This is a genomic window from Phycisphaerae bacterium (assembly GCA_018003015.1).
In the GTDB taxonomy this organism is placed as follows: Bacteria; Planctomycetota; Phycisphaerae; order UBA1845; family PWPN01; genus JAGNEZ01.
In genome coordinates, this window is the sequence record JAGNEZ010000002.1 from 125,049 (window position 1) to 137,757 (window position 12,709).

The window sequence follows — 12,709 nt, forward strand, 5'->3', positions numbered from 1 at the left end:
ACATGAGAACAATGGCTGTGGCCCTGTGTGGGATGCTGGTGTGGGTGGCGGGTTGTTCACCCGTTGGGGCTCCGGAAGGCGCGATCATCCGCGAGTATCACGGGACCGATCCCGAGTGGATCGAGCAGGCGAAGAGACTGAAGGAAGCCGGTCGGCTTCTGGAAACGAAGGAGGTCAAGGCTCAGCTCCGCAAGTCCTCATGCCAGCTGTCGCTTGCCCCGGTCAGGATCCGACCGCTGAGCGGGGGTGAACTCTGGAATCTGGCTCGCAGCGCCCACGTACGAGTGGGCTACTACTTCCTGTGCAGCAAGTGCAGCAAATGGCACTTCAATGTCGCCGGCGGCTATGCGATTACCGGCGACGGCGCCGTGGCAACCTGTTTCCACGTGGTCGATCCCAAGGACATGAGAGAGGGCTACCTGCTGGCCGTGACCGATGCTGGGGACGTCGTGCCGGTGACGGAGATCCTCGCCGGCAGCCGGTTCACCGATTCCTGCATCGTCAAGATCGCGTCGGACAAGCCGCTGCGGCCGCTGCCGCTCAGCGGCCGGATCGCCCCGGGCGACGACGTCTGGTGTTACAGCGATCCAGCCAATCGCCCCGGGTTCTTCAGTCGGGGCATGGTGAACCGCATCTACCAGCACCTGCATCCAGCCAATTCGAAGGAGCGATACCCGGTGCGGATCAACGTCTCGGTGGAGGGCGCACCCGGCTCCAGCGGTGCCGCCGTCCTGGATCGGTTCGGGAATGCCGTCGCCCACTTCTCGGCCGTATCGGTCCACGGTGAGAGACTGCGCTCCGCGGGTACCGACCAGGCCCACGGCAGCGAGACGGTGATGGTGTTCCACGATACCGTCCGCGCCGCCGACGTTCTCGCTCTCATCAAGCCCTGAGCAGTGGCGGCAGTCAGTGAACCGGCGGCTATCCTGCGCGGCGTATGCTACTGTGGGGCGGCGGCCAGGAGGTCGCGGGCCAGCGGATGGTTGGGATCGGCTTCCCGTGCCTGACGATAGTGGCGAATGGCCTCGGTGGCCTGGCCCACGGACTCGAGTGTGCGACCCATGAGGTAGTGGGCCACAGGATCACTGGGGGTGAGCTTGAGTGCCGTCTCGAGGGCCGTCCGGGCCCGAGCGTTGTCCGCCTGGCGAGTGCAGACATAGCCGAGCAGCAGCCAATGCCCGGCGTTGCTCGGCGCAAGTTGACAGGCCTTCTCGATGCTCTGGCGGGCAGTGGTGTAGTCCCCCTGACGGATGGCCGCTCGGGCCAGATAGGCGTGGGGATCGGCGTGGGCCGGTTCCAGCCGCGCGGCCTCCCGGAAGACGTCTCGGGCGGAGGCGGGATCGGCATGCTCGAGGTGGGCCAGGCCCAGGGCCAACCGAGCTGACCAGGGGGCGTCTTTGCGACCGGCCACCACCGGAGTCAGCACGGAGATAGCCTCCTGATAGTGGCCCGCGCGGGACAGGGCGGTGCCAAGGCGCGCCTGGGCCTGGGCATCGTGCGGAACGAGCAAGGCCGCCTCGCGATAGGCCGCGACCGCTTCCTTGCATTCCCCCAGCGAACTGTGGACGTTGCCCGTGAAAGTACACATTGCCGGATTGCCGGCGAAGTCGGTTCGGCGGGTGCGGACCAGCTCCATCGCCTCCGAGAATCGTCCCAGCGTAACCAGGATCTCCCCTTGCGCAATGACGTACGCCGGATTGTTGGGTGCGAGTTGAGCGGCACGGCGGTAATGCTCGAGAGCGCCCTGGGCATCATCGGTCCATTCGGCGATGACACCGAGAAGGTGCTCAGTCTCCGCGGAGGAACCGCTCAACTGGATGGCGGTGTTCAGCGACGAGCGCGCCCCGGCCAGCTCGCCGCGTTCAAGGTTCAGGCGAGCGGCCAGGATGTGAGCGTCCGCGGACGAGGAATCGAGGGCCAACGCCTCCTTCAACTGACGCTCGGCATCCAGGATCCGTCCAGCCTGAAGGTGTTCCTGGGCCAGCTGGAGCTTGACCTGTCCGCGGACTTTCTCCCATCGCCCCTGTGCTTCCTTCTTGATGTCCGTCGGGGCCAGGGCAGTACAGCCGGTTAGTGCCATCAAGGCACAGGTGGTCATCCACAGGCTCATCGTGCGCATCATGGGTCGATCGTCCTATGGTTTGGATTCAGCGGAACTCGTGCCGGCGGGTTTCGCTTCGGATTGCCGCTGGCCCCCGCTCCGGTTCGTGTCCATGATCGGCAGATCCAGGCTCGGCCGTCCGTGGAGAGGTCGAGTATCGCCTTCCGTTCTCAGGATCTCACGCAGTACGAAGTTGTTCGCCGTGCTGCCATCGGCTTCCCACGCTCGCTCGTTGGTGAGTCTCTCGCTCAGCTCGATGGCTTCCAGGAACATGGGGTTCAAGTGGGTGGCCAGGCGGGCGTCCCAGAGGGCCCGCTGTGTGTTCCCCTTGGCAAGGTGCTGCATGGCCCAGTGATAGTGGGCCTGGGCCAGCCGCTCGCGGCCGTACGGCTGCAGCCCGGCCCGCAGCCCGGCTCGGTATCGTTCGACGTTCTCCATCGCCTTGCGGCTTTCCTCGTTGAGCTGGTCGTCGTCCTTCACAATGTGGACGGTGAGCAGGATGATGACCTCCTCCCGCTGAGTGTTGTCGGCCGTGTTGCGGAAGAGGACGCCGGCCAGCGGGAGGTTGCCAAGGTAGGGGATCTGGCTGCGGGCCGCCTTGCTGACCTCGCGGAACAGGCCGCCGATCAGGATCGTGTGTCCGTCGCGAACGGTGATGTTCGTGGTGACCTCGGTGGTCTGTTCAAAGGGCAGGTTGGCCGCGGTGAGACCGCCACTGCTGTCCTTGGGATGGATCTCCATTCGAACGTAGCCGTTGTTCTCGATGAACGGCCGGAAGATCAGCTGAGTGCCGGTCTCGAGGAACTGCACCGTCTGGGTGGCGGTGGTTTCGGTGACGGTCGTGGTCAGATAGCCGTCACGCCGCCCGACGATCACTTCGCCACGCTGCTTGTTCAAGGCGAGGACTTTCGGGTTGGCGATGACCGTCGTGTCAGTGACTGACTCGAGGGCCCGAACGAACGCTCCCACGTGGTCCTTGATGATCCCGAACGTGAAACCGCCTGCGGGCACCGCGGAGGTGAAGTCCTCCCTGAATGCCATGTTGGTTTCCTGGAGCATCCCCTGGGGTACGTCGCCGGTGGTCAGATCGGTGACGCCCGTGGAAACCGAGTTCAGCATTCGAAGGTCAACGCCGGTGACAATGTTGAAGTCGATGCCCATGGCGTTGTCCTGGTTCAATTGGGCACGGAGAATGGTGGCTTCGATCAGCACTTGCTTGGGGCGAGCATCGATTTCGTCGAGTACCTTGGCTATGGCGGCCAACCGCTCCGGCGTGTCGATGATCAGCAGGTAGTCCTCGTTGGCCAGGCTGTTGCCGCCCGACTCGGTGTCTCCTTCCGATACGCCTACTTGGGTTTTGGACGTGACCGTGATTCGGCCTTCCTTGCTCAGCAGCGGCTGCAGCAGTTTGCTGGCCTCCTCTCCGTTGACGTGCTTGAGATGGAAGACGCGGCACTCGGGCGGGCGTTCAGCGTCCTGGATCCTGGCCAGCTCTTCGCTGGTGTAGACGTAGATGAGGCCGTCGCTCTCCCGCCAGCCGCAACCGTTGGCCTTGAGGATCGCATCCAGCGTCTGCTCAAGCGTTAGGTCGTAGAGATCCGCGGTGACTTTCCCTTCCACGTCCTTGGCAGCGATGATGTTTCTGCGGCTCTGACGGCTGAGGGCCTTGAGCACGGTCGACAAATCCGCGTCCGCGACGTGCAGTTCGATGGTACCTCGCGACGACACCTGCACTTCCGGCTCGGGGGCATCGTCGGCCAGCCGGCCCTCAGGTGACGCCTCCGCCTTCATCGACTCGCCCTCTAAAACCGACCCTTTCGCCGGACGAGCCGCGGACAGCCCGAGTAGCCGCGACAAAGCACCGGCCGCAGGGCGGGTCGAGGCGGGCCGGGTTGCCGGTCGCCTCTCGGCCGCCAGAAGCGGGGCGGTAGCCCAGCCTAGCTGAGCTGCCAGAAGCACGAGCAGAAGACGCAGCCGGTAACGCCTCGATCGGATCATTCGCCCGTCCTTGGCTCCTCTTTCCAGTAGCGGTACCTCGGTCCGGGGGCGGTCGGCCGCGGTCGGACCTGGGCACGTTGGGGGCGAGTCCTTCGCCTGGTTATCGGTATCGACGCCTGAAATGCGGACCTTTAGCTGTGGAATGCGGACCTTCGGCCACAAACCATAGTGCCAGGGGTGGGCTATGGGTGTTAAGTCATGCGGGGGCCGGAACGATAACACGGGAGGGTGCTCTGTGCCCCAGTTTCCAGGAGGGAGACGGTTAGCGGACGTTGGCTGGTGGTTATCGGCCCGGAGGTCCAGGATGAGATGGGGATACGCAAAGGCCCGGCAGCACCGCCCGGATGGCATCCCGGGTTGGGTCGGCCTGAGTCTCACGGGTCTATACCTTGGGGTGAGCCTTGCGCTGGGGGCCGTCTCCCTCTGGTCTCATCGCCTTGAGACGCAGGCTCAGGAACGAGATTTCCTGCTTCGGCAGACCTTCTGGCTGGCGCGGGCCGTGGGCAACACCGCCCAGGGCGAGTCCTATGATGCGGCCGTGAGCGAGCTGAGGCGTGCCCGGCAGGACCCGAGTATTCGGCGTTGCGAGATCGTGGGGCGAGACGGGCGCATCCTCGCGAGTACGGAGCAATCACGCGTCGGCAAGGCCCTGAGCGAGGAACTGGCCGGCCGATTGATCGGCGTCGCGGATGTCGAAGCGGTTTCCATGCCCCTGGAATCAGAGGGGGAAGCTTCCACCGTGGCCATCCGGCTCCGCAAGACCGCTGCACCGGCTCGGGCGGCCAGCGGGCCGACCGAAAGTGCCGTCTCATCGCCGACATCGAAACGTCCGGTTTCGCTGGCCTGGCTGGTGGTCGAAGGTGCTCGAGCGAAGGGTCGCGGAGAGGTGTTCGCCTGGTGGGCGTCTATCGGATACGTAGCCTTGGCAGGGATGGGCCTCTTCTGGGTACTCTACCGGGCCGCCAGCCGGGCGCTGCGGCCCATGGCGACGATTCGAGAACGCCTCCTGAGCAGCGGAGACCAGATCGCCGAGCAGCTGGCCACCATGCGCGTAAATGACTCGATGGATCAGGCGGCAGCGGCGTGGAACCGGCTGATCGAGTTCGCGAACGACATGCAGGAGGAGATGCGCTCGGCCCACCTGCGGACGGCAGTTGAGTCGACGCTCGACGGCTATCGATCCGAGCGACTCGCGGCGGTTCTCCGTCAGATGCCCCACGGCGTGCTGATCGCGGAAGATGACGGCAAGATCGCTTTCGCCAACCGATCGGCATCACGGATGCTTGGCATGCGCGAGGAGGATTTGGCCGGCAGGGAGGTCAGGGAGGTCCTGCCCGAACCGATATCGGCGGGTGTGCTGAGCGTTAACCGGGGCCCAAGCCGCTGGACCGACCACACCCTCGAAGGTACCGAGGGTTCGACCACAATCCGCTTCATGGCTGTTGCACTGGAGAAAGCGGCGGTCGTAAGTGGTAAGGTCATCTTCCTGCAGGACGTAAGCCAGTTCAAGGAGGTCGAACGGGCCCAGGACGACTTCCTCTACCACGTGACCCACGAGCTGAGAACACCCCTAACCAACATCCGGGCCTACGCCGAGACCCTGGCGGGCGGCGTGCTCGACGACCCGGTCGCCCTGCGCGAGTGCTACAACGTGATCTCCGGCGAAACGGAGCGGCTGGGTCGGCTGGTCGAGGGCATTCTCAGCGTGTCGCAGCTCGAGGTTGGCTCGGCTCGCCTGTCGTTTGGGGAGGTGTACGCCGATCGCATGGTCCGCGACGCCGTTCAAGACATGCAGGCCCAGGCCGAGGCCAAGGGCATCGACTTGCGGCTGCGGCTGCCTCCCAAGCTCCCGGTGATCCGCGGTGACAAGGAACGGTTGGCCGCGGTCATGGCCAACCTGGTCGGCAACGCGGTCAAGTACACCCCCTCGGGAGGGCATGTGGAGGTGTCCTGCGTCGTAGAGAAGGAGAACGAGCATGCTCAGGGTCCGGGGGTGCTTCGCATCTCGGTGTCCGACACCGGCGTCGGGATCGACGAAGCCCACCACGAGAAGATCTTCGAGAAGTTCTATCGGGTCCACGACGAGCGCGTCGAGGCGGAGCCCGGCACCGGGCTCGGTCTGGCCATCGTCAAGGAGACGATTCGGCTCCACGGCGGAAACGTGACCGTGGAGAGCACATTGGGGCGAGGGTCGACATTCCATGTCACCTTGCCGGTCAGCAATGCCTGATTGGCGGGCGACCTGTGACGAGGAGCCTGTTCATGGCGGTCATCTTGGTGGCAGAGGACGATGTGCACATCCTCCGCGTCGTCGCCCTGTGGCTCAAGCGAAACGGGCACCAGGTCAGCGAGGCGCGCAACGGGTCCGATGCCCTACATCGCCTTCGCGCAGGAGGCATAGACCTCCTCGTGTCGGATATCAACATGCCCGGCATGAGTGGGATCGAACTCCTGCAAGCCGGCAAGGCGGAGGGCCTTCTGCCCAACGGCGCGATCCTGCTGAGCTCGCGCTGCGATCAGAAGGAAATCTCCGACGCGATCAGAACCAATGGTGGAGTCGTACACCCCAAGCCGTTCAGCCCTTCCCGGCTGATCCAGGTGATTGAGGACAAGCTGGCGGTGGTCGCGGGGCCGGCATCTGCTCGGGGATAATCTGATGACAGGGTCCAACGAAACAGCACCTGCATCTTGCCCCGGCCCTGCAAGCGGAACCGAGGGAGTCCTCGGCGGCATGACCGCCAGCCTCGAATCCCTGCTCAAGGAGAACGAGGGACTGGCAGACGAGGTCCTGCGAACCTACGAGCAGCTCAACTTGATCTTCGACGTGACCGCCCAGATCGCCGGGCTCACCGACGCCTACGAGGTCAAGCGACTGCTCTGTGAACGACTCAAGGCCATCCTGAATGCTCAGGGGGTTTGGTGCGTGGGCCGGTCGAGCCTCATGGACGAGTTCATCCTCCGTGATCCGGTGGCCTGCGGAAACTGCACGCTGCCGCCAGAGGTTGAACTGGAGATCAACGAACTGGCCAGCCGGGCCATCCACGAGGAGCGGGTGGTGGTTCGCACCGTGTCATCGCCTTGTGCAGGTCTACCCTCCGGTGGTACGCACGCTATGGCCGGGCCACTTCGATCGCGCGACGGAGGACCGCCCCTGGTCGTGACCGCAGTCCGGTGCTGCGCCGAATTCACCGCCGGGGACATGCTGCTGCTTGACTCCGTGCTGGCCTATGGCGGCCACGTGCTCCGCAACATGCACCTGGTCGAACGGCTGAAACGAACTTCGTTCGAGGCGGTCCGCGCACTGGTCAGTGCGATCGATAAGAAGGACCCGTACACCTGCGGCCACTCCGAGCGGGTCGGCGTACTCGCCCGGCTGACCGGCCAGGAACTCGGCCTTTCGCCCGAACAGCTTCAAGAGTTGGAGTGGGCCGGCTTGCTGCACGACATCGGCAAAATCGGGATTCCCGAGGCGATTCTCAACAAGCCCGGTAAGCTCACGGATGACGAATACGCGATCATCAAACGCCATCCGCAGATGAGCTACGAGGTCCTCAAGCCGGTCGCCTCGCTCGCAGGTGTCATGCGCATCGTGATCGAGCACCACGAGAACTTCGACGGGACGGGTTACCCGAACGGCCTTCGGGGGGAAGAGATCTCCCTGGCCGGGCGGGTCATGCACGTCGTCGATGTCTTCGACGCATTGACGTCCGACCGGTCCTACCGCCGCAAGTTCGACACACGCCGGGCCCTCGGCATTATTCAGCAGGAATCGGGAACGAAGATGGATCCCGCGGTCGTCGAGAAGTTCATTAAGGTCGTGGAGCGGGTCGAGCGACTGCGGCCCCCGGAACTGGAGGAACTCTTTGGCCTCGGGCCACAGGAGGCGGGATGATGAGCTTGAGCACGGTGACGTCGAGTTTCCTCGATTGGTGGTCCGCTCAGGACACCGAAACGTGCCTGTGGCCGGCCTTTGATCTGTTCGTTCGCGAAACCCTTCTGGACATCGCCGGAGCCAAGCGGGTCCGCCTGTTCCACACCGCCGAGAACGGCCGGGTCCTGCGCTCGTTGTCCCAGGACGCCCGAAGCGCCTCCGGCGCGATCGCGCCGACCACCCTCATGGGCCACGTGCTGAATCTGGGACGGGTGTATGTCCAGGGCGACTGGAGCCACGGTCCGATGGTAGACCGGCTTGCGGCGGAGTCGGCGCAGCAGGTGCTCAGTTCACTCCAGCTTCCTGAACCAGGATCCGGCCGGGCGACGCAGAGCCCCCGACCGGTGCTTGAGCAGGGACCCGTCGCCTGGATGTTCCCGATCCTCTGTCCCGCCTCACCCGAGGCAAGCGGCGGCGTGCAGGGCGCCGGCAGGCAGGCCGTCGGTCTGGTGGTGGTAGGCGATTTGCCTGAAACCAGCTTGTCAGACCGATCCATGCTCGACGGGCTGTCGCAGTTGATCAGTGCCTTCTGGCTGCACGTCCGCGACTACGAGCATCTGCAGATCGCCCGGCGGACCGACCGCGGCAGCGGAGTGCTCAATCGAGCCGACTTCCTCAGCACCGGGGAGAGTGCGACCGCCGAGGCCAGACGGGAAGGAGAGCCGATCGTCGTCATGGCCGTTGCGGTGGAGGGCCTGCGCCGATTCGACGATCTGGGACACTGGACGCTTCGCGATCGCATCATCCTCGAAGCGGGTCGCGTTCTGAGGCGCAAGCTCCGCAACGATGATCTCGTCGGCCGATTCAGTGACGATCGATTCGTGGTTCTTCTTCGCTGGCTGGACGTGGGACTCGGCCGCCTGATTGCCGAGAAGGTGATCGGGTGGGTGCGAGAGGCATTGCAGACGGCCGTCGGAGGCCTTGCTGCCGGGTCAGACGAAGGGAATCCCGGAGAGGGTGATTTCGCTAGCTGCCAGTCAGTTATGGCTTTAGACTCCGTCAAGATCCGCTGCGGGCTGGCTTCGAATCACCGAGTGGCACGCCCCCGACCGGAGAACGCCGAGACGGCCTTGGCCGAGGTCGAAGGCCTGCCGGTTCAACGGCTGACCTTTGCCGACCTGCTCAAGCGGGCCCTGGCGGCGTCCGGCGAGGCCCGCCGGCTCCAGCAGGACCTGTACGTGGCTGATGAAACACCACCGGCCCGGTCCTTGGCTACTCCGTCCAAGCCGCAACCGGCTCAGCAGGCGGTCCTGTGCGGGGAGGGACAACCGTGAAGATCGAGCGCCAGAAGGTCGGAAGCGTCGGCGTGGTCGCTCCTCGCGGGTCGGTAACCCAAGCCGAGGTCGAGGAGCTCGTGTCGGCCATGGAGATGACCCGGCAGTCGGCCGCAGGCCGGGTCGTGCTCGACCTGAGCGGCGTTCCCTACGCGGATTCCCTGGCCCTGGAGGCCTTGCTGGATTTTGCGGACCGCCAGCGATCGGCCGGCCAGAACGCAAAGGTCGCCGGACTGACCGACACCTTGCGCGAAATACTGGATGTGACCGATCTCCTCGGGGAGTTCGAGCCATTCGATTCGGTTGAAACCGCGGTGAGGAGTTTCCTGTAGCCGTGCTGCGTCAAAAGGTACAACTCGGCCAGACCCTGCTGGAAGCCGGCGTGATCAACCAGGATCAGCTCCGCGCCGCCCTGGCAGAGCATCAACAGAGCGGCCACAGACTCGGCGAAATACTGGTCAAGCAGGGCGTGGTGACGGCCGCCGCCCTGGTCCAGACCCTGGCCAACAAACTTGGGGTCAAGGGCTGCCACCTCCGCCACGGGCTGGTCGACCCCGCGGTGGCCAGACTCATCGACCGGGAGGAGGGCAAACGGCTCAAGGTCCTCCCCATGTTCAAGATCCGCAACCGGCTCATCGTCGCCATGGCCGAGCCCCAGAACCTGCCGACCATCGACCGCCTGCAGCAGCTCACTGGTTGCGAGATCCGGCCCATCCTCACCCTGGAGAAGGACGTCGAGGAGTTCTCACAGAAATACCTGACTGGCGACGTGTCCGTGGATGACTTCCTGGTGTCGCTCAAGGAGAGCGATGTGGAGGTCGTCGAGCGTGAGAGCGTGGACGACTCTCCCGTCACCGACCTGGACCAGATGATCGACGGTAGCCCGGTGATCAATCTGGTCAACCTGGCCATGCTCACCGCGATTCGCGACGGGGCGAGCGACATTCACGTCGAGCCGGACCGCAAACGGACCCGGATCCGCTATCGCATCGACGGTATTCTCCGGGAGTTGATGAATCCGCCGGCGACGATGCACGCGGCCATCGTCTCCCGAATCAAGGTCATCGGCAAGATGGACATCGCCGAGAAACGCCTGCCCCAGGAAGGGCGAGTCCACATCGTCGCAGAGGGGCGAGAGATCGACATCCGCGTGTCCAGCATGCCCACCATTCTCGGCGAGAAGATCGTGCTTCGCATCCTGGATAAATCCAATCTCAAGATCGAGCTGGCAACCCTCGGTTTTCAGCCCGAGGCCCTCGCCGCTTTCCGCCGCATGCTGATGAAGCCCCACGGACTGGTGCTGGTCACCGGCCCGACCGGCAGCGGTAAGACCACCACCCTCTATTCGGCCCTCGACCTGCTCCGCAGCACGGAACGTAACATCGTGACCGTCGAGGACCCGGTCGAGTATCAGCTCGACCTGATCAACCAGATCCAGGTGGCAGATCACGTCGGCCTGACGTTCTCACGGGCCCTGCGTTCGATTCTGCGGCAGGACCCGGATGTGATCATGGTCGGCGAGATTCGCGATTCCGACACCGCCCGCGTGGCGATCCAGGCGGCTCTGACCGGCCACCTGGTGCTGAGCACCCTTCACACCAATGACAGCCCCGGGGCGCTGGCCCGCCTGACGGACATGGAGGTCGAACCCTATCTGATCGCCTCCGCCCTGAACGGTGTCGTCGCCCAGCGGCTGGCACGCACAATCTGCGGTAACTGCCGGACCTCGTATTTCCCCTCCCCGGCGGCCCTGCTCCAGGCAGGTTGGGAAAAGGCTGGCCCGCGGGCCTTCCAGAAGGGCGAGGGATGCCGCCAATGCCACGACTCCGGCTTCCGGGGCCGGATGGGAATCTACGAGATCCTCGAGGTCGACGACGGCCTGCGCGAGCTGATCCATCGGCAGCAGGACGAACAGGACATCAAACGCTACCTCCGCGATCGCGGCTGGCGCTCCCTTCGCGAGGAAGGCCTGCATCTCGTCGAGAACGGTCGGAGCACACTCGAAGAGGTCCTGCGGGTCACCCATTCGGATACCCAGGAGGAAATCCGGGCCGAGAGTCGCCCGGCGTCGGCAGCCAAGAACACCGCAGGTTGTCCAGAGGGCCAACGGGATCATTCGACACCAGCCTTGGCTGGAGCCGCTCACGGAAACAGGAGTGATTGAGCGTGGCGTTCTGCTATCAGGCGATCGATCCTTCCGGCCGGGCGGTGCGCGACCTGATCCATGCCGCCTCAGTCGATGAAGCCGCGCGCTTGCTCCAGGCTAAGGGACTCCTGGTTACCCGGCTGACCGAGACGGCGGAAAGGGAGACGGCCACCGAGACCCCAGCTGCCGCCGCGAGCCATGCCTCCAAGAAAACCGGACGCGTGCGCTCGCGCGATGTGGTCTACTTCACCCAGCAGATGGCCATGCTGCTCGGCAGCGGAGCCCGAATGGTGCCCGCCCTGCAGGCCGTCGAACACCAGGCCCAGAGCGACGCCATGAAACGGCTGATCCGCCAACTCCGGGCTCGGGTCGAGGATGGCGTTCCTATGAGCGTCGCGTTGGCCGATCATGCCAAGGTCTTTGACGGCGTGTTTCGCAGCCTGACCGCCGCCGGCGAGTCCACCGGACAGATGCCCGGGGCCTTTACCCAACTCGCGGAATACACCAGGAAGCAGCAGGAAATACGGCAGCGGCTGATCGGCGCCCTGACCTATCCGGCCGTGCTGGTGCTCATGTGCTTCGGAGTCATGGGCGGCCTGTTCGGCTTCGTGCTACCCCGCTTTCGCTCGCTGTTCTCCACGCTCGGTGCCGATCTGCCGGCCTCGACACGCATCATGATGGACCTCTCCGATGTCATCGGCAACCACTGGCTCGTGGTGCTTGTCGCCGTCGCCGCGACGGTCACAGGTCTGGTGCTCGCCTTTCGCAGCTCCGCGGGCCAACGCTGGTGGGCGGGGGCGTTCACCCGCGTTCCCGTTGCCGGTTCGATCGTTCGGCGGGTGATCCTCGCCAAGTTCTTTCGAGTCTGGGGCGTGCTGGTGGCCAACAACGTCGGGGTCATCGACGCACTCCATCTGGCCCGGGGCACCACGCGAAGCCGGGCCTTTCATGGCCTGATCGACCACTTGGCTGAGGCCGTGACCGATGGCCGTCTCATCGGCAGCGCCCTTCGCGAGTCAGCGCTCGTGCCGCCCACGATGGCTGCCGCGGTCGCCACCGGGGAAGAAAGCGGGCGGCTGGGTGAGTCACTGTTATTCATCGCCGGGACCCTCGAATCGGAGAACTCCCAGCTCCTGGCATCCCTGTCGCGGATCATCGAGCCGGTGATTCTTGTGGTTATGGGTGTGGTCGTTGGCCTCGTGGCCGTTTCCCTGTTCATGCCGTTGTTCGATGTGGCTACACTGGCGGGAGGAGCCTGA

Annotated in this window: 10 protein-coding genes; 8 read left to right on the top strand and 2 right to left on the bottom strand. The window is 64.7% G+C overall.

Annotated features, from left to right (window positions below):
* Positions 1 to 2: 2 nt before the first annotated feature.
* The gene (locus KA354_01360; protein MBP7933269.1) at positions 3 to 893 is read left to right on the top strand and encodes a trypsin-like peptidase domain-containing protein; all 891 of its coding nucleotides are present in this window, start codon (positions 3 to 5) and stop codon (positions 891 to 893) included.
* Between the two features lie 47 nt (positions 894 to 940).
* Here KA354_01360 and KA354_01365 read toward each other — a convergent pair whose 3' ends face one another.
* Both KA354_01365 and KA354_01370 read right to left on the bottom strand, forming a co-directional pair.
* Positions 941 to 2,122, bottom strand: a complete 1,182-nt coding sequence (locus KA354_01365) for a tetratricopeptide repeat protein (GenBank protein ID MBP7933270.1) — start codon at positions 2,120 to 2,122, stop codon at positions 941 to 943.
* A gap of 12 nt (positions 2,123 to 2,134) precedes the next feature.
* Positions 2,135 to 4,099: a hypothetical protein gene (locus KA354_01370; protein ID MBP7933271.1), complete on the bottom strand. Its 1,965-nt coding sequence runs from the start codon at positions 4,097 to 4,099 to the stop codon at positions 2,135 to 2,137.
* A gap of 304 nt (positions 4,100 to 4,403) precedes the next feature.
* On the opposite strand from KA354_01370, the gene KA354_01375 reads away from it, so the two are divergent.
* From KA354_01375 to KA354_01405, 7 genes are all read left to right on the top strand, one after another.
* The gene (locus tag KA354_01375) at positions 4,404 to 6,329 is read left to right on the top strand and encodes a PAS domain S-box protein (GenBank protein ID MBP7933272.1); all 1,926 of its coding nucleotides are present in this window, start codon (positions 4,404 to 4,406) and stop codon (positions 6,327 to 6,329) included.
* A gap of 32 nt (positions 6,330 to 6,361) precedes the next feature.
* Entirely contained in the window at positions 6,362 to 6,751 is a 390-nt protein-coding gene (locus KA354_01380; protein ID MBP7933273.1) for a response regulator, read from the top strand.
* Between the two features lie 79 nt (positions 6,752 to 6,830).
* Positions 6,831 to 7,991, top strand: coding sequence for an HD-GYP domain-containing protein (locus KA354_01385; protein MBP7933274.1), 1,161 nt, complete (start codon positions 6,831 to 6,833; stop codon positions 7,989 to 7,991).
* The gene (locus KA354_01390; protein MBP7933275.1) at positions 7,988 to 9,304 is read left to right on the top strand and encodes a diguanylate cyclase; all 1,317 of its coding nucleotides are present in this window, start codon (positions 7,988 to 7,990) and stop codon (positions 9,302 to 9,304) included. Before KA354_01385 ends, KA354_01390 begins: the two co-directional genes overlap by 4 nt.
* On the top strand, positions 9,301 to 9,636 hold the full coding sequence (locus tag KA354_01395) for an STAS domain-containing protein (GenBank protein ID MBP7933276.1): 336 nt from the start codon (positions 9,301 to 9,303) through the stop codon (positions 9,634 to 9,636). The genes KA354_01390 and KA354_01395 overlap by 4 nt, the downstream gene beginning before the upstream one ends.
* A gap of 2 nt (positions 9,637 to 9,638) precedes the next feature.
* Positions 9,639 to 11,468 carry a Flp pilus assembly complex ATPase component TadA gene (gene tadA, locus KA354_01400; GenBank protein MBP7933277.1) on the top strand — a complete coding sequence of 610 codons (1,830 nt, stop codon included), beginning with the start codon at positions 9,639 to 9,641 and terminating at the stop codon, positions 11,466 to 11,468.
* Positions 11,469 to 11,470: 2 nt separating this feature from the next.
* Positions 11,471 to 12,709, top strand: a complete 1,239-nt coding sequence (locus KA354_01405) for a type II secretion system F family protein (protein ID MBP7933278.1) — start codon at positions 11,471 to 11,473, stop codon at positions 12,707 to 12,709.